Raw genomic sequence first — 18,497 nt, 5'->3', positions numbered from 1 at the left:
GATGTTCTTTTGCTTAATCTGATTTTGACGGCATATATACGCAAACCGCCGTATTTTCGCGACAAATTTTATCATTAAGCCCCGGTCATATGTAAATTACCCTCATATCCTTGACGTTCACATGAATCAGACAGTAACATCGCGGAGACTGAATAATATATATTGATAATTGACTACTATGGCAAAACTGAAAACCATCGCCCTGACGCTGTCCGGTTTATCCGCCGTTTCCGGCGCGGCCGCCGCACAAAACGCCACTCCCAACCAAACAGGTATGGCAATGATGCGGCTCAATTCTGCCCTTCTCGACCAAGCCAAAGCCAAGACTTTCGGTTCCGGCAGCCTGTGGGCTTCATTGAAAAAAGACTTCCGCATGAGCGAAGTCAATTCCGAGCTGGTCCGCCGCCACGAAAGCAAATTCGCCGCAAACGGTGCCTATTTCGACCGCACCATCACGCGCAGCAAACCTTATATGTACCATATTGCAACCGAAGTAAAAAAACGCAATATGCCCGCCGAAATCGCACTCCTCCCCTTCATTGAAAGCGCATTCGTCACCAAAGCCAAATCCCACGTCGGCGCATCCGGTCTGTGGCAGTTCATGCCGGCAACCGGCCGTCATTTCGGCTTGGAAAAAACACCTTTGTATGACGGCCGCCACGACATATATGCCGCGACCGATGCCGCGCTGAACTACCTGCAATATCTGCACGGGCTATTTAACGACTGGTCTTTGGCTTTGGCTGCATACAACTGGGGCGAAGGCAATGTAGGCCGCGCCGTCAACCGTGCCCGCGCACAAGGCCTGGAACCAACTTACGAAAACCTGCGCATGCCGAACGAGACACGCAACTACGTTCCCAAATTGCTGGCTGTCCGCAATATTGTCGCCAGCCCCCAGACTTTCGGCATGAATATCAGCGAAATCACCAATCAACCTTATTTCCAAACAGTCAGTATTGACAAACCCATCGACAACAGCACCATCGCCCGTCTCGCCAATATCAGTGAGAGCGAGCTGCTGACATTGAACCCTGCTTTCAACGCACCCGTCTTCATCCCGAAAAACAACCGAAAATTATTGCTGCCTGTTTCCGCCGTATCCGCATTCGAAAAAAATTACCGCAATGCGAATCCCGAAACCCTGCTCTCTTTCAATGCCTATACCTCGGCCCGCAATACCAATCTGAACACGATTGCGACAGAAACCGGGATGAGCGTTGCCGAAATCAAACGACTAAACGGCTTAAACGGCAATTCGCTGTCTGAAGGACGTACCATTTTGGTTGCACAAACCGATACTGCTACCAAACAGGATATGATTAATTTCATCGATACTGACAATACTCCGGATACCTACCGTTCGAATATGCCGACAATGGCTCCGATTCAAACGGCAGAACTCAAAACCGATACAGTCAAAACAGTCGTCATCCCTGCCAATACGGTTGCACAAGAACAAGCTCCAGCAACCTTTGATTTTGTTACCAATACCAAAGCTGCAACTGCCCCTATTGCCGTCGATACCGTTACAACCGCCCAACCCCGTGTAGAACGCGTTCAAACTGTACAATCCACGGAAGCAAAACCTGCAGCAGACACAACTGTCATTGCGGCAGCCGAGCTTGCACAACCTGCCTTCACCTTAACAGAGCCGCAGGTTGTGGCATCCGCAAAATCAGCTACTCCTCCCACTCCTTCTGCAGTCGAAGAACCTGACCAAATGATGACATTGCTTGCCAATGTTGATTCACGTCTGCAAAAAGCAGAAGAGGATCAAACCACTGTTGCTCAAAATATCACGCATCATCAAGAGGTTGACGCAACCAAAGCACGCAGCGAACGCATTGCCGAAAATATTGCCAAGCATCAAAGCCGTACTGAAGCACGACTGGCAAGAGCAAATAATCAATCATCTGCACAGCCGACAACTATGGCAGGTATGCACCGCGTGACTGATGGAGATACTTTGTTCAATATCTCTAAACGCTACAACTTAAGCGTTGCCGATTTGATTGTGGCCAACAATATCAAAGGCAGCAACATCCGCAAGGGTCAGCTGTTACGCGTTAGCGCGGCTCCGGTCAAAACCCGTAAAAACAACATTCAAAATGTTTCTTATACAGTCCGTAGAGGCGATACACTCAATACGATTGCCAACCGCTTTAACGTAGATGTCAACGATATCCGCCGCTGGAATAAAAATACCCGAACCGTTACTCCGGGTCAGCGTTTAAAATTGATGGGCAGCTAACCGTATAATCAAACAGCAAAGGTCGTCTGAAGTTTTCAGACGACCTTTTTATATCGTGAATCGTAATAGGAAATACCTAATCATATTTATTCTGCACAAACAGGAATCCTGACCTCAGATTGTCAGTCATACTTAAAAATTGCCGTAAGCTCAAACTCCTAGATACCTGCCTGCTAGCCCAGTCCATCCATATTGTATCCATGCCAAAATATAAAAACGTCGTCTGAAAACTGGATATCCGGTTTTCAGACGACGTTTTTAATGCCGCTTATTTCGAACAGTCTTACTGCTGCGCGGCAGGTTGGCTAACGGTTTCGCGTTTCAAACCGCCGCCAAGTGCTTTATACAAGTCGGCAAGGTTTTCCAAACGGGTCAGCTGATTAGCCAAAAGAGCAGTTTCTGCGCCGTAACTGCTGCGCTCGGCATCCAGCAAATCCAATGCACTGGATACGCCATGTTTGTAGCGCAGGCTGATGAGGCGCAGGCTGTCGTTGTAGGCACGGCTTTGTTTGCTCAAAGCGGCATAGCTTTTATCCAGCTGTTCGCGTGCAACCAACGCATTGGAAACGTCTTTGAATGCGGATTGAACAGCGGCTTCATAAGCAACGATTTGTGCCTGTTGGCGCAGTTTGGCTACGTCAAGATTGGCTTTGTTTGTGCCCCAATCAAAGATAGGCAGAGTGATGGATGGTGCAAAAGCCCAAATACCCGTGCCGCTCTTAAACAGGCCGCTCAACTCGCCGGAAGCGGTACCGACAGAACCGGTCAGGCTGATGCGCGGGAAAAACGCCGCACGTGCCGCACCGATATTGGCATTGGCTTGTTTGAGCGCGTGTTCGGCCGCACGGATATCCGGACGGTTGAGCAACAGGTCCGAACTCAAACCGGCAGGCAGTTTGGTCATTTTGAACTGTTTGTTCAAAGGCAAACCGGCAGGCAAGTCTTCAGGCAAAGGTTGATTAATCAACATAGCCAAGGAATTTCGCGCTTGCTCGCGGTTTTTTACCGCAGATGCGTAATCGGCTTTGGCCGATTCAATCAGCGCTTCCTGTTGGTGCAAATCAACGGCGGAAATCACGCCGGCCTTATGGCGTAATTGCGAGAGCTTGTAAGTCGCTTCACGGGTTTGTAATACGCGTTGTGCCAATGCCATGGTTTCTTCCGCGTAGCGTTCGTTAAAGTAGGCTTTGGCAACGGTAGAAATCAGGGTCAGATGGGCGGCATCGCGGTTTGCGGCCACATTAAAATAACCTTGCAACGCGGCTTCGCTGGTGCTGCGGACACGGCCGAAGAGGTCAAGCTCATAAGAGGCTGCGCCCAAACCCACGCTGTATTGGCTGCTAACGCTGCCGCCACTCAAACTGCCTTGACGCGAACCTGTACCGCTGGCATTGACGGTTGGCAACAAATTATTACGCGCAATCATGTATTGCTTGCGGTAGATTTCCGCATTCAGCGCGGCTGTACGCAAATCGGTATTGCGTTCCAATGCGATGTCGATCAGGCGGTGAAGGCGAGGATCGGCAAAGTAATCTTGCCAACCCAATTCGGCTGCACGGATACCGTCGTCAACAGTGTCGTATTTAAACGTATCGGCCACGGCAACTTGAGGCTGCTCATATTTCGGCATCATGGTACAGGCCGACAAAGCCACGGCGGCGGCAACGGCGGTCAGTACAGGTTTGAATGTAATCTTCTTCATTTTAGAATCCTTTAGCATTTTGAGGCCGTCTGAAAATTTTTCAGACGGCCTTTGCTTTAGTGCTTGTCTGAATCTTGTTTACCGTCTTCAATCATGCCGGCTTCAGCGGCGTGTTTGGCGGCCATCTCATGCTCGTGTGCGGTTTCTTTAAAGAATTTGCGCACAACCACATAGAACAAAGGCACAAGGAACACAGACAGAATCGTACCGATCAACATACCCCAGACCACGGTCGTACCAATCGCACGTTGGCTGGCGGAGCTGGCACCGCTGGCAACATAAAGCGGTACCACGCCCAAGATGAAGGCAAACGAAGTCATGATAATCGGACGGAAACGCAAGTGTGCGGCGGCAAGCGCAGCTTCAAGCGCGCTCTTGCCTTGCGCTTGCAGGTCTTTGGCAAACTCGATAATCAAAATCGCGTTTTTCGCACTCAAACCCATCACCGTAACGAAACCGACTTGGAAGTAGATATCGTTGGCGTATGCCGGAATACTGCCCAGTAATGCTTCAAACATGTTACGGCCAGTCACACCCAATGCCGCGCCAATCAAGCCCAACGGAATCACAAGGATAACCGCCAACGGGATAGACCAGCTTTCGTACAAAGCAGCCAATACCAAGAATACAGCGGCAGCGGCCAATGCGTACAATACGACAGTTTGCGAGCCGCCTTTAGCCTCTTCACGAGACTGGCCTCCCCATTCCAGACTGTAACCGCCGCCCATGTCATCAACCATTTGCTGTACCGCAGTCATGGCCTGACCGGAAGATACGCCATTAACAGGCGAGCCGGAAAGCTCCATTGCCGGATAACCATTGAAGCGGACGCTTTGTTCCATACCGTTTTCCCAAGAAACAGTAGCAATGGTAGAAAGCGGTACAGCAACGCCGGATTTGTTCGGCACGGTCAGGTTCAGAATATCGGCAGGCTGCATACGGGCACTCGCATCAGCTTGTACCATCACGCGTTGCAGACGTCCTTGATTTGGGAAGTCGTTGACATAAGACGAACCCAAAGAGGAAGCCAAAGCAGTACGGATATCAGAGAACGAAATACCTTGTGCGGCTGCTGCAGAGCGGTTGATGTCGATTTTCAACTGAGGCGCATCTTCCAAACCGCTCGCACGAACGGTACTTGGGTTAAACAAACCGCTTTTGCGCATTTTGTCAATCAACTCATTGCGCTTGGCCAACAATGCAGCATGGCCGCTGTTGTTACGGTCTTGCAGGTAAATCGTCAAGCCGGAGCCTGTACCCAATTCCATAATGGCTGGAGGCACAATCGCCAAACCGAAACCGTCTTTCAGCGTAGCCATCATCATGCCGGTCAACTTACCGGAAATAGAAGTCGCATCGCTGCCCGGGGCAGTACGTTCGCTCCAGTCTTTCAGAATGACAAAGCCCAAAGCCATGTTTTGACCGGAACCTGAAAAACTGAAGCCGGAAACGGTAATGATGTTCTCAATCTCAGGTATAGATTTTGCCAGCTGAGTGATTTGAGCCAAAGTTGCATCGGTACGCTCTTTGGTCGCGCCGGCAGGCAGCTGTACGCTCAACATCAAGTTACCTTGGTCTTCAGTCGGCAAGAAGGAAGTCGGCAGACGCATAAACAGGAATACGCCCACAACAGTCAAACCAATATAGACAACCATCATGCGCAAAGTCTTGCGCAAGACTTTGGCAACCCAGCCTTCGTAGCCGTGTGTCCAGCTGTCGAATTTTTTGTTAAACCAACCGAAGAAACCTTTTTTCTCTTCGTGATGACCCTTCTGAATCGGTTTGAGCATGGTGGCGCACAATGCCGGCGTCAGCGTCAAGGCAAGGAATGCGGAGAATGCAATCGATGCCGCCATGGTCAAGGCAAACTGTTTGTAAATGTTACCTGTTGCACCGCTAAACATTGCCAGCGGAACAAATACGGACATCAACACGGCAGTAATACCAATCACCGCGCCGGAAATCCGACCCATCGCTTTTTTGGTTGCAGCCTTAGGCGACAGACCTTCACTCGCCATAATACGCTCAACGTTTTCAACGACCACAATCGCGTCATCGACCACAATACCGATCACCAATACCATCGCAAACATGGTCAATACGTTAATCGACATACCCATGTATGAGATAAAGGCAAAACCGCCCAACAGGGAAATCGGTACAACAATGGTCGGAATCAGCGTATAGCGGATGTTTTGCAGGAAGAGATACATCACTAAGAATACCAATACGATGGCTTCCAAAAGCGTATGGATCACTTTCTCAATCGAAATTTCCACAAATTTGGAAGTATCGTAAGGAACTTTCCAGCTCATGCCGTCTGGAAAATACTTCTGCAAAACTGCCATTTTTTCTTTCACGGCAGTCGCCGTTGCCAAAGCGTTACCGCTGTTGGACAGCATCACTGCCATACCGGTGGTATTCACGCCGTTCAAACGTGTGGAAGTAGAATAGTCCTGCATACCCAAGCTGACTTTGGCAACGTCTTTCAGATAGACATTAGAACCATCGGTATTGGATACCAAAATGATGTTGCCAAACTCTTCAGCAGTGCTCAGCTGACCTTGAGCCGTCACAGTTGCTGAAATGGTCTGACCTGCAGCCGCCGGCAAAGAGCCGATAGAGCCTGCAGAAATTTGGATATTTTGAGTAGCCAGTGCGTTGGTTACCGTTGCAAAAGACAGGTTGTAGTTTTGCAGTTTTTTCGGGTCAACCCAAATACGCATGGCGCGTTGCGCACCAAACAATTGTACCTGCCCTACCCCGTCGATACGCTGCAGTTCAGGAATGATATTGCGCTGGGCGTAATCGTTCATTTCCTCAATGGATTGCTTTTCAGAAGAAAGCATGACCACTTGCAAGAAGTTGGAACGCGCTTTAGATACGGTTACACCATATTGCTGTACGGTAGACGGCAATGTGGACAACACTTCCGACAATTTGTTCTGCACGTCTACCTGCGCCAAATCTTCATTGGTTTCCGGTGTAAACGTCAGACTGACGCTGCCGCTGCCGCTGGAATTGGCAGAAGTCGTCATATAGTCCAAACCTTCCACACCGTACATATTACGTTCGATAACGGCCAGTACGCTGTCTTCCATTACCTGAGCAGAAGCGCCCGGATAAGTAGCGCGCAAAGTAATGGTCGGTGCAGCAACGGACGGATATTGGGAAATCGGCAGTTTTTGAATGCCGAAAATACCCGCTGCGATGATAAAAATCGCAATAACCCATGCAAAAATGGGGCGGTCAATAAAAAACTTAGCCATTGGTGCCTTCCTTATTTGGCTTCAGATGCAGCTTTAGCTTCAGAGGTCGTCTGAACGTCTTTTTTCGCTTCAGAAGCAGCTTTGGGCGCGGCTTCTGCAGCACTTCCGGCAGGCGTCCATTCTTTAGGCGTAACCTTTTTCGCACCCATCATGGCGGCAATGCTGGTGCCGTCCACAACGACTTTGTCGCCGTCGTTCAAACCAGAAGTAATAACCCAATTGGTTCCCTGCTGCCGGGCGACTGTTACCTCGCGCGACTCCATTTCGCCTTTGGCGTTCACAATCGTTACAGTATCTTTCGTACCGCGCGTTACTGCCTGCTGCGGTACGACAAAGGCATTAGCAACAGCTACCTGATCCATCAGGACGCGCACATAAAGACCGGGCATCAGGATATTTTTGTCGTTCGGCACTGACGCACGCAGCGTGATTTGTCCGGTTGTTTCGTTCACAGACGGATCGGAGAACAGCAAACGGCCTTTGTGCGGATAAACTTCGCCGTTATCGAACTTGATGCCCACTTCAATCGCGCCGTCAACGCCCGACAACTTGCCCTCGGCAACCTGTTGGCGCAGCTTCATCACTTCGGTCGCGGATTGAGTAATGTTCACATACATAGGATTGGTTTGGCGGATGGTCGCCAGTACGGTCGTATCACCCGCGTTCAGCAGCGTACCTTCGGATACTTTGGACTGACCGATGAAACCGGAAATCGGCGCGGTAATACGCGCCCTGTTCAGATTGATACCGGCAGATTTAATCGCCGCCTGAGCCGCTTTAACGCTTGCTTCGGCTGAACGTTTCGCCGTTACCGCCGCATCGTAGTCCTGTTTGCTGATGGCATCGGCGGCAACCAGCGGTTTGTAACGCGCCAAGTCGGCATTGGCTTTAGCAAGAGTTGCCTGCGCGCTTGCCAACTGGGCGCGCGAGCTTTCCAGATTTGCTTCATAGGTGGAGCTGTCGATTTGGTAAAGCGGCTGCCCGGCGCGGACATAGCTGCCCTCTTGGAACAGGCGTTTTTGGATGATACCGCCGACTTGCGCGCGGACATCCGCAGTACGCAGCGACTCCAAACGTCCCGGCAGCTCGGTCGTCAACGCGATAGTTTCAGGATGGACGGTAACGACACCGACCACAGGAGCGGGAGCCTGCTGTGCCGCTGCCTGCTGCCCTGCTCCGCCCGCTTCGCCTTTCGCCGTATCACCACCTTTACCGCACGCCGAAAGAGCCAGCGCAATAGCGGCAGCGATTGCCGTCATGCTTTTCACCTTAGAAGCATAAAAAGTCATTATTTTTCCTATCTAGATAATTGTTATGAAGTTTCACTATATGTTTTGTTATTGTAGCCGATTTGTGGTTCCGAAAACAACAATCGCCTGCTTCAATATCTGAAGCAGGTCGTCTGAAAAAAAGAGTTTATATTTGAGAGCCAATCTCAATTACAGGCGTCATTATACATACATGCTTGCATGGATACAAAGTATTTTTTATAATCCCCAACATTCCACTTAACTTGAAACAGGCATCATGCGGAAAACCAAAACCGAAGCTCTTAAAACCAAAGAACATTTAATGCTCGCCGCGCTGGAAACCTTCCACCAAAAAGGCATCGCGCGCACTTCGCTCAACGAAATCGCCCAGGCCGCCGGCGTGACGCGTGGCGCGTTGTACTGGCATTTCAAAAACAAAGAAGACTTGTTCGACGCCCTCTTCCAGCGCATTTGCGACGACATCGAAAACTGTATGCATCAGGACGCGGCCGATAGCGATGAACAAGAATGGTCGCTTTTCCGCCGCACCTTGATGCACTTTTTCACGCGCCTGCAAACCAACGACATCCACTATAAATTCCACAGCATCCTGTTTTTAAAATGCGAACACACCGAGCAGAACGCCGCGGTCATCGACATTGCGGATAAACATCAAGCGATTTGGCGCGAGAAAATTACCGAAGTACTGACCAAATCCATTGCCCAACATGCCTTATCCGAAGATTTGGATACCGACATGGCGGTCATCTTCATCAAATCGATGCTGGACGGTCTGATTTGGCGTTGGCTCTCGTCCGACAAAAGTTTCGACCTTGCCCAAACCGCACCGCGCATGATTGACATCCTCTTGGACAATCTGAAAAACCACCCGCAACTGCGTAAGCAAAAATAACCAACTGCATACAAAAAGGCCTTCTGAAAACAAATATCGTAGGTTTTCAGACGACCTTTTTACCTTACATTAGGGCGGGTTTTGGTTTGTTGTGTTGCAATATCCGATTGTTAAGGATTTGGTTAAACTCAAATAGAATATGAATATGCTTAACCCGATACTGTCATTTTTACCAACGAAGGAACGAGGATCGCGTGAGATTTGTTCTTTCTTCAGTTTATAGAAAAGGTCGTCTGAAAACACCGAATCGGGTTTTCAGACGACCTTTTTCTTTCTCAACTCAACATCAGAATTTCGCTTGCAACCTCAACCAAGCGGTACGGCCGGGTTCGTTGACGCGCAGGGTTTGCGTGCCTGCTGAAGGGTCGCCGCCTTTGCTGACGAATTCGGCATAGGTTTTGTTGAACACGTTGTCTATACCGGCCTGCAAGGTGGCGTATTTGCTGAATTTCCAGCCGGCATTGAGCGAGAGTACACCGAAGCCGGAAGATGCGCCGATGTCCTGACCGACGATATTGCCTTGACCTTTGCTGTAACGGTTTTGTTTCGCCACGACGCGCCATAACGCACCTGCGCTGAATTTGCCGTTGTCAAAGGCGAGGGTGTTGTTCCACTCGAGCGGTGGAGTTTGCGCCAAAGGTTTGCTGTCGGTACGGTTTTTGCCGTGGGTGTAGGCGAGGCTGCTGCCGATTTCCCAATTGGGTGCAAACGTCCATTTGACTTCGGCTTCGCCGCCGAAACGCGAGGCTTTAACGTTGCGTACACCTAAATCCGTGCCTTGGCGTTCGAGTATGATGAAATTTTTGACATCGCTGCCGAATACGGACACGGAGGCATGGAGGTTAGGACGTTTCCAGATGATGCCCGCATCGATTTGGCGGTTTTGTTCGGGATGGATGATTTTCTTTTTGGCGCGCAGACGTTCCCAGTAGTCGGGCGAGCGTTCGGCGATACCGAATCCGGCGTAGTATTTCAAGCCGTTATCTGTATCACGTTCCCAACGTAAGAAACCGGAATTCAAGTTGAATTTCTGATGTTTCAAAGCGGGATCGGTTACGTCTGCGGAATCATAATCCGCTTTGACACGGTCGTGGCGCAAGCCTGCTACCCAACGTTGTTTGTCGGTTTGCTGCCAAGCGGCTTCGGTGAAAACGCCCCATTGTTTGAAACTTTGGTTGGGCATAAAAGGCTTGTGGCGGTAGCCGTCACCGCCGTGCTCATTGCGCACGACATGGACGTCGTCCAGATAGTCCAGACCTGTTTGCAGATTGAGTTTGTCCCAATCGAAGGTGGCTTTCAGACGACCCGTGTCGGTGTTGCGTTTGGGGTTGTTGGCGTTTTTAATCTGTTTGCCTGCCGGATTGCGGATGGTGCGCAGGCTGTATGTGTCCATGACGTGGTCGATTTCGCTTTCACCGTAGCGCAATTCGAGTTCGCTGAACCAAGGGGTGAGGTTGCGTTGGGTAAAGCGGACGTTCCATGCGTCGCGGTCGAATTTGCTGCCGTCCATCATGCGGTCGGCGTAGGCGACCTTGGCCCTGCTGCGTTCGTATGTGCCGGCGATGGTGGTGTTTTCGGTCGGGGTGATGCCCAGTTGCAGCATTTGGCTGTCGCGTTTGAAATGGGAGTGGACGCGTTTGCCTGAGCCGTCTTTGTAGTCGCCGGCCTCGTTGTGGGAAATATTGCTGCGGACGTAGCCGTATTTGCCGCCGAACTCGGCTTCAAGCGAGCCGTCGCGGCGGTCGTTGCTGCCTGCGGTCAGGGAGGCATTGATGTTGTAAGATTTTTCGCTGAAATCAGGGTCTTTGCGGATGAATTGTACCGAGCCGCTGACCAAACCCATGCCTTGGGTTACGGTTTGCGGGCCTTTGGTAACGACGACTTTGTCGAAAGAATTCGGGTGGATGTAGGCAGTCGGCGGGTCCATACGCATGCTGCAGCCGCCGTAAATAAACTGGTCGTCGGCGTTAATCGATAGGCGCGAACCGCCCAAACCGCGGAACAATGGATCGCCTGAGCTTCCGCCTTTGCGGATGATGCTCATGTTGGGCACGGATTGTAAAAGGTCCGCACCGTCTCCGGCAGGGAGGGGTTGCAAAGCAGCTTTGGGGTTGAAAGTAACGCTATTGGCTTTTTGTTGTTGTGTGCCGGTGACGGTAACGGGGGAAAGGATAACAGTTTCTTCGGGAACGGGGTCTGTGTCCGCCCAAGCCTGGGATACGGCTAAGGCAATCGGCAGAAGGAGTAGCTGGTGTTTCATTCTTAGAGCTCCTTTTATTGATTTAGTTCATTGGGCGTAGTTAATTACTACTTTGGTAGTATAAAGAATGTCAGGCAGTTTGTGAGGAAGAAAACGGTTTTATTTAATTTAAGTCAATATTTTCGAGGCATAATTAAATTATTTGAATAATAGTAATAACCGTGTTGATTAATTGCCTACGTTCCCGTTTGGGAGGAAGAAGGGATAAGGCTGTTACGGGAATAAAGAGGGCTGTGTTCAGGAGCAGGGTGCAAACCTGTTTTGGCATGTTGAGACGGCGTGTCCTTTGGCATTCCGTTTACAGTCATTACGATATTTCAAACAGCAAAAAGGTCGTCTGAAAATTTTTCAGACGACCTTGGTTTTAACGGGAAACTCCTGACAACCGATGCAGACGGTTTATTTAAACCAACCCCTGACGCGCTCCAGTCCGCCGAAGTTGATGCAGGCATCGGCGACTGTCTGCGCTTTCGGTTTGGCGCGGTAAGCCACGCCTACGCCGGCTTCTTTGAGCATCGGAATATCGTTCGCACCGTCGCCCATTGCCAACACCTGATGCGGCTGCAATCCGAGGCGGTCGCGGTATTCGCGCAATAAATCCGCCTTTGCCTGCGCGTCGATGATTCTGCCTTTCAGACGACCTGTCAGCTTGCCGTTTTCAATTTCCAAAACATTGGCGTGTTGGTATTCGAAGCCGAGGCGTTGTTGCAGCCTTTCGGTGAAAAACGTGAACCCGCCCGACACCAGCATGAATTTCACGCCGTGCGCCTTACATCCGTCCAACAAAAATTCCGCGCCGGGCGAGAGCTGCAAAACGTTTTCATAAACCTCTGCCAAAACCTGTTCGTCCAATCCCGCCAACAGGGCGACGCGGCTGCGCAAAGACTGCTCGAAATCCAATTCGCCGCGCATCGAGCGTTCGGTAATTTCCGCCACGCGGTCTTTCAAGCCGACACCCGCCGCAATTTCATCGACGCATTCAATGGTAATCAGCGTCGAATCCATATCGCTGACAATCAGCCCGAGTTCGCCGAACGCCCTATCGGGCAACACGGCGTGGTCGATTTGACGGCTGTCCAGCAACGCCGCGTCTGCCCCGCTTAAAGAAAACCCTTCTTCAACGATGAAACGCATACACTTTTCATCGGCGTAATCAGGCTCGGGCAGGCGGGCAAGGAGGGCGGAAGGCAGGGCTTCGGCGGAGGGGAATTGGAGGACGAGGGCGTGCGGCATGGCGGTGGCTCAAAAAATGCGGATTGCGGATTATAGCAAAGCCTGAAGATTTCATATCGGGAAGGTCGTCTGAAAACGGAATTTCTGATGAAAGCTGTATATGTGCGGCGATGCGATGAAGCGGTTTTCAGACGACCTTTGAGGGCGAAATGATTCTTTTGAATCAAAATAGAACGCTTATTCGCCGTCATGGCTGCTTTTGTGTGTATGGCATGACGGCAGCGGTACGGTTTGGTTTACCTGCCAAGATTGTCCGCAGACAGGTTGCTTGAAATTTTCGGTAAATTTGCGGATAAAACCTACACGACGTGATTCGGTAAAGCTTGGCGTGTAGCGTCGGCAAGTTTGTCCCAATATCCAAACTTGGCCTTAAACGCCTTAAACCCTTTTGAAATGTTCCCAAACCGGTTTGCAGTTTTCCGGCAGTTCGGGGCATGCGCCGAGGATACCGCCGCTGAAATCGTTTAAGCGGTGGAAGTCGCTGCCCGCGCTGGCGAGCATGCCGAAGCGTTCTGCCAGCAGCGCGTAGTTGAGGCGGTCGTTTTTGCAGCAGTTGCCGCTGTGGACTTCGATGCCGACGCCGCCGAGATTTTTAAATTCTTCAAACAGATTGCGCTTGGCGGTGGCGGACAAATCGTAGCGCATGGGGTGGGCGATGACTGCCATGCCGCCTGCGCCGTTGACGGCGGAGACGCAGTCTGCCAGCGTCGCCCATTCGTGGCGGACGGCGCAGGATTTGCCGTCGCCCAAGTATTTGGTGAACGCCTGCTGTTTGTTTTTGACGTGTCCCGCTCGGATGAGGAACTCGGCGATGTGGGTACGGCTGACCATTCCTTTGTTTGCCGCCAGCGCGAGCGCGCCGTCGTATGCGCCGCCGATGCCTTTCTTTTCGAGCTTGGCGGCGATGGCTTCGAGGCGTTTCAGACGACCTTGCCGTACTTGCGCCAACAAGTTTTGCAGATTTTCGTCCTGTTCGTCGAAATCCAAACCGACAACGTGTATGGTGCGCCCGCGCCAAGTTACGGAGATTTCCACGCCGTTAACGAAACGCAGCCCGAGCTTATCGGCTTCGGCGCGCGCTTCGGCGATGCCGCCGGTGTGGTCGTGGTCGGTCAGCGCCAGCAGCGTGCAGCCGTTTTGATGCGCAAGGCGCACGACTTCGGTAGGGGAGAGCATACCGTCGGAAACGGTGGAATGGCAGTGCAGGTCTATCATGGGGCGTTATGTGTGTGGTGAATGAAGGGCGGGGACGGTCATGTTGAAAACCGAGTCGGACAAAGGTCGTCTAAAAATCAGTAGGTCGGATTTTTAAATCCGACATTTCAAATTCCGCCGCGATGATTTGAATGGACGAAATATTAGAAGCTTTGTCGGATGCCACTATCCGAGCAGCGGTGTTTAACAATAAAAGGTCGTCTGAAAACGCGGTTTCCATCCAGCCGAGCCTTTTTCAGACGACCTTTCCGTTCTCTTCATCGTCCGACCAACCCGCTTCTTTCAATTTCCGCTGTTGCGCGTCGTAGCGAGCTTTATCCGTCCAATAAACCGTCTGGATGCAGACATCGCCGCAGTCGCTGCCGCAGCATTCCCACGATTCGGGGCGGACGGGTTCGTCTAAAAGCGGCTCGCCCAAGAGGGCTTCGGCTTTATTCTTCAGGGTCGTATCCATCGGCAATTTCCAAGCGCGCACCGTCAAACTCGATGACTTCGCCGCCGCGTATTTTGGCGGTTTTGCGGGTTTCGGTTTCGCCGTTGCGCAACACCAGCCCTTCGGCGATAAACGCCTTCGCCTGTCCGCCGCTTTCGGCAAGTCCGGCGAGCTTCAAGAGGTCGCATAAGGCGATGTATTCGTTGTCTTCGAGATAGACGGTGGCTTCCATGAGGTTTCCTGTAATGGGTTCGGATGCGTGAAATTGTAGCATAGTTCGTCTGAAAGCCGTTTCAGACGACCTGCCCATCCACACGGTAATCCGTTTTTTCACTGTTCGCAAGAAAATACAGCAACAACCATTTCTATACGCACACCCTTGAAGCAGGTACCCGCATCAATCCTACTGAAAAACTGCATCTGCTGGCAGGCGGACGCTATACCCATTGAAAACGCGACTTCGATTACAACTGATCCCGTTATACAGGCGCTCCGGACAACGATGCAAAAACCTATTCGGTCAAAAACAGCAAATTCATTCCATACATCGACATCACTTACGATTTCATGCCGGGGTAAAGCCTCTATGCAGGCTATACATTCATCTAAAAACCGACTCCGAAAACAAATGCTGACAACAGCTATCTCGCGCCCGAAGTCGGTAAAAACTACGAATTGGGTTGGAAAGGCGAATGGACGCAGAGCAAACCCAATTCGGCCTTTTCCCTGTTCCAAACCGATAACACCAACGTCGCCGTGCGTGTCAACGTTCCGGCCAGCGGCAACAGGAAACAGACTTTCTACTACGTTCCCGCAAAAGAACGCAGCCGTGGTGTAGATGCAGAAATTTCCGGAGCAATCGGCGCAAATTGGAAGCTGTTTGCCGGCTATACCTACAATATCCGCAAAACAGAAAACCATCCCCATACCGAGGGCGATTTTGCCAACTGGACCCCAAAACACATTCTCCGCGCTTAAAGCAGCTATACGCCGCCGTTTGCAAAAGGTAAGTTAAGTATCGGTATAGGCTTGTCCAGTCAAAGCAAAACCGGCAGCAAGCTGCCCTAAGGCGGCTATACCGTTTGGAATGCCGGTTTGCAATACCGTCCGACCGACAATTTGCAACTGGGGCTGGCAGTCAACAACCTGTCCGACAAACGCTACTATGAAAACAACAGCAACCGTACAAAAAGCTACGGCAACTTCTACGGCGAACCGCGCAACGCCGTGTTCAGCCTGAAGTGGAAGATGTAATATAGTATAGTAGTACCATCATTCCCGGCTTGCACGGGAATGATGGTATATAAGTTTTTATTCATATTGTTTTTAAATTCATAAGAATTTTTGCGCACTATTCTATTATAGAAATGTTAAAAGACTTTTTATCTAATTTTTTAAAATCACAGGAAGAAAAAATAAAACTTCCTACATTTTTTACGTTTTTAATTGCTTTCTTAGTGTTTAAAATCTGGACTTATTGGAAACCAATTAGTATTTTTCTCCTTTCTAAGGAAGATATAGAAACCAGAATTATTAAGATAGATAATCAAATTAATTTGATTGAAAAAAATTTCAGTATTTCTTCTTGGTGGCAAAGTATTCTATTTTCTATTTTTATAACTACTATATATACGATTTTATTTCCATATATACAACTAAAAGTTAATTATATAATTTCTTCATTTAAGAAGAAGAATTTTAATATTCAAGCGGAATTTTAATCTGAATGTGGAAAAATAAAACTAAAAAGAGAAATAGAAGAACGAGAATATAGAAATTTACAGAATCAAAATACTACTGATAGAAGCTTTGCCGATCAATTACGCGATAGGGATGATGAGTTGCGTAATTTATTAGCAGAGATGGGTAGGCTTTCAAAAAACTATAATAATAGAATAGAGGAAATGAACAAATTACATAGTGATGAAATAGGAAGTATTCATTCGGATTATCAGAAAAAAATTGAAAATTTGAATAAGGAAATAGCTGAACTACAAGAGAGGATTGAATATATTTCGTATCAAACCCAACAAGTAGAAAATGATATGCGACAAGAAAGGGAAAAAGAATTTCATTTACAGCGGGAACAAGAAAACTTGGAATATAACAGGCTATTTGAGGAAAATAAAAAACTTCGCTGGGAATTGGAACGGCTTAGATCTAAGGATTCTTCATAATTCAATGAATTTTGGGTTGTCTATTATGTGTCTAACCAAAATCTTATCTTGCACACATAGATTTTCAGACGACCTCCCGTTATTTGTACCAACACACCCCCATGAACATCCTCAAAAAATTCTCCCGACTCGCCCGCCCCTTTTGGACGGGGGCGCACGGACGCATCCAATGGCTGATGCTTGCCGTCCTCATCGGCTTTACCCTTTGTTCCATCACCATCAGCGTTTGGATCGCCGAGTGGGACAAACGTTTCTACGACGCGCTCGCCGCGTTTGACGGCGCGTCCATGCCCGCGCTCATCGCCGAATACCTCGGTTACATGGCGATGATTATCGGCTGCATCGTCTGCGGCGACTGGCTGCAAAAACGCCTCATTTTCCGCTGGCGCACCCACCTGACCGAACAATTCCAGCAAAACTGGCTCGAAGGCCACAAACACTACCGCCTGCGCCTGACCGGCGAACCCGACAACCCCGACCAGCGCATCGCCGAAGACATCTACCTCCTCGCCGACAAAAGCATCGGACTGTTCCGCTCCTTCATCAATAATATTGCCAAATTCAGCGCGTTCGTCGCCGTATTGTGGACGCTCTCCGGCGTACAGACCTTCAACATCGGCGGACGCGACATCACCATACACGGCTACCTCGTCTGGGTTGCCCTGATTTATTCCGTCATCAGCACCCTGATTGCCCACCTCGTCGGCCGCAAACTCAAAAACCTCAACATCGACCGCCAACACCGCGAAGCCGACTACCGCGCCGTCCTCCTGCGTGTGCGCGACCACGCCGAACAAATCGCCTTCTACAACGGCGGCGAAGCCGAAACAGGTCGTCTGAAACAACGCTACCTCCGCATCCGCGACAACTGGCGGCGGCTCACCAACTGCGAATTCCGCCAAGAAACCTCACCGTCCACACCCAAACCGGCAGCCCACTGCTCACCGACATCAACCTCGAAGCCCACGCCCCCGAATGGGTATTGCTCGAAGGCAGAAGCGGCATCGGCAAATCCACCCTGCTGCGCGCCCTCGCAGGCTTGTGGCCGTATTACCAAGGCAGCTTCGCCCTCGACGGCAGCCTCCTCTTCCTGCCCCAACGCCCCTACCTCCCCGCCGACACCCTGCGCCATACCGTCAGCTATCCCCACACCGTCTGCCAAGACGACCAAATCATTCAGACGACCTTGGAACAAGTCGGGTTAGGCCGCCTGAAAGATAATTTAGACGAACCATACGAATGGCACGGCATCCTCTCCGGCGGCGAACAGCAACGCCTCAGCCTCGCCCGCGCGCTGCTGCACAAACCGCAAATCCTGTTCCTCGACGAAGCCACCAACCAGCTCGACGGCGAATCCGCATTGATGCTGATGCAAGTTCTCAAACAAAACCTTCCCGACACTCTCGTCATCGGTATCAGCCACCAACCCGAAATCCAAACCTTGTTCGGACGTAAAGTTAATTTAAAACCACTCGGCGAACTTGCAAACCGTTCAGATTAGTAATATAGTTCTTTCTGACTAGTTTCATAGTTCTTTAGGGTTACTTTTAAAACTCCTTGGATAGCCTCCGCCAGCTCCCGGCAGGAGGCGTTTTTTTGCCCGCAGTTTTTTGCCTGCGCTTAATATAGTGGATTAAATTTAAATCAGGACAAGGCGACGAAGCCGCAGACAGTACAGCTAGTACGGCAAGGCGAGGCAACGCCGTACTGGTTTAAAGTTAATCCACTATATAAATATTGGTATTTGAATAGGTTTAATTTTCAGACAAATCTTGTTGTATGGGCTTAATG

The 18,497-nt window shown here is 50.2% G+C and carries 11 protein-coding genes and 3 pseudogenes; 5 read left to right on the top strand and 9 right to left on the bottom strand.

What is annotated here, in order from left to right; genetic code table 11:
• The first annotated feature begins 178 nt into the window (after positions 1-178).
• Entirely contained in the window at positions 179-2,254 is a 2,076-nt protein-coding gene (locus tag RSJ68_01005) for a LysM peptidoglycan-binding domain-containing protein (GenBank protein WNU97375.1), read from the top strand.
• A gap of 283 nt (positions 2,255-2,537) precedes the next feature.
• Here the strand turns inward: RSJ68_01005 and RSJ68_01000 are convergent, their stop codons facing one another.
• From RSJ68_01000 to RSJ68_00990, 3 genes are read right to left on the bottom strand one after another with little or no spacing between them, the layout of a single operon-like run.
• Complete coding sequence (locus tag RSJ68_01000) at positions 2,538-3,956, bottom strand: TolC family protein (protein ID WNU97374.1); 1,419 nt, start codon at positions 3,954-3,956, stop codon at positions 2,538-2,540.
• A 56-nt stretch (positions 3,957-4,012) separates the two neighbouring features.
• Positions 4,013-7,225 carry an efflux RND transporter permease subunit gene (locus RSJ68_00995; GenBank protein WNU97373.1) on the bottom strand — a complete coding sequence of 1,071 codons (3,213 nt, stop codon included), beginning with the start codon at positions 7,223-7,225 and terminating at the stop codon, positions 4,013-4,015.
• 11 nt (positions 7,226-7,236) lie between these two features.
• On the bottom strand, positions 7,237-8,514 hold the full coding sequence (locus tag RSJ68_00990; GenBank protein ID WNU97372.1) for an efflux RND transporter periplasmic adaptor subunit: 1,278 nt from the start codon (positions 8,512-8,514) through the stop codon (positions 7,237-7,239).
• 238 nt (positions 8,515-8,752) lie between these two features.
• On the opposite strand from RSJ68_00990, the gene RSJ68_00985 reads away from it, so the two are divergent.
• The gene (locus tag RSJ68_00985) at positions 8,753-9,388 is read left to right on the top strand and encodes a TetR family transcriptional regulator (protein WNU97371.1); all 636 of its coding nucleotides are present in this window, start codon (positions 8,753-8,755) and stop codon (positions 9,386-9,388) included.
• Between the two features lie 286 nt (positions 9,389-9,674).
• Here the strand turns inward: RSJ68_00985 and RSJ68_00980 are convergent, their stop codons facing one another.
• The 6 genes and pseudogenes from RSJ68_00980 to RSJ68_00955 all read right to left on the bottom strand — a co-directional run bounded on the left by RSJ68_00980 (position 9,675) and on the right by RSJ68_00955 (position 14,770).
• Positions 9,675-11,648, bottom strand: coding sequence for a TonB-dependent copper receptor (locus RSJ68_00980; protein WNU97370.1), 1,974 nt, complete (start codon positions 11,646-11,648; stop codon positions 9,675-9,677).
• Positions 11,649-12,047: 399 nt separating this feature from the next.
• The gene (gene serB, locus RSJ68_00975; protein WNU97369.1) at positions 12,048-12,881 is read right to left on the bottom strand and encodes a phosphoserine phosphatase SerB; all 834 of its coding nucleotides are present in this window, start codon (positions 12,879-12,881) and stop codon (positions 12,048-12,050) included.
• Positions 12,882-13,058: 177 nt separating this feature from the next.
• Positions 13,059-13,235: a hypothetical protein gene (locus RSJ68_00970; GenBank protein ID WNU97368.1), complete on the bottom strand. Its 177-nt coding sequence runs from the start codon at positions 13,233-13,235 to the stop codon at positions 13,059-13,061.
• Between the two features lie 24 nt (positions 13,236-13,259).
• Entirely contained in the window at positions 13,260-14,096 is an 837-nt protein-coding gene (locus tag RSJ68_00965; GenBank protein WNU97367.1) for a PHP domain-containing protein, read from the bottom strand.
• A gap of 235 nt (positions 14,097-14,331) precedes the next feature.
• Entirely contained in the window at positions 14,332-14,550 is a 219-nt protein-coding gene (locus RSJ68_00960) for a hypothetical protein (GenBank protein ID WNU97366.1), read from the bottom strand.
• Positions 14,528-14,770: pseudogene (locus RSJ68_00955) on the bottom strand (RNA-binding S4 domain-containing protein). Before RSJ68_00955 ends, RSJ68_00960 begins: the two are co-directional and overlap by 23 nt.
• 434 nt (positions 14,771-15,204) lie before the next feature.
• Here RSJ68_00955 and RSJ68_00950 point away from each other — a divergent pair.
• The 3 genes and pseudogenes from RSJ68_00950 to RSJ68_00940 all read left to right on the top strand — a co-directional run bounded on the left by RSJ68_00950 (position 15,205) and on the right by RSJ68_00940 (position 18,207).
• A pseudogene (locus RSJ68_00950) lies at positions 15,205-15,783 on the top strand (TonB-dependent receptor).
• Positions 15,784-16,370: 587 nt separating this feature from the next.
• Entirely contained in the window at positions 16,371-16,706 is a 336-nt protein-coding gene (locus RSJ68_00945) for a hypothetical protein (GenBank protein ID WNU97365.1), read from the top strand.
• Between the two features lie 101 nt (positions 16,707-16,807).
• Positions 16,808-18,207, top strand: a pseudogene (locus RSJ68_00940) (SbmA/BacA-like family transporter).
• Positions 18,208-18,497 lie beyond the last annotated feature (290 nt).

It is taken from the genome of Neisseria sp. DTU_2020_1000833_1_SI_GRL_NUU_006 (assembly GCA_032388755.1).
Classification (GTDB): domain Bacteria; phylum Pseudomonadota; class Gammaproteobacteria; order Burkholderiales; family Neisseriaceae; genus Neisseria; species Neisseria sicca_C.
The sequence above is the reverse complement of the archived record's forward strand: the minus strand, read 5'-3'. Positions and strand labels throughout refer to the sequence as shown.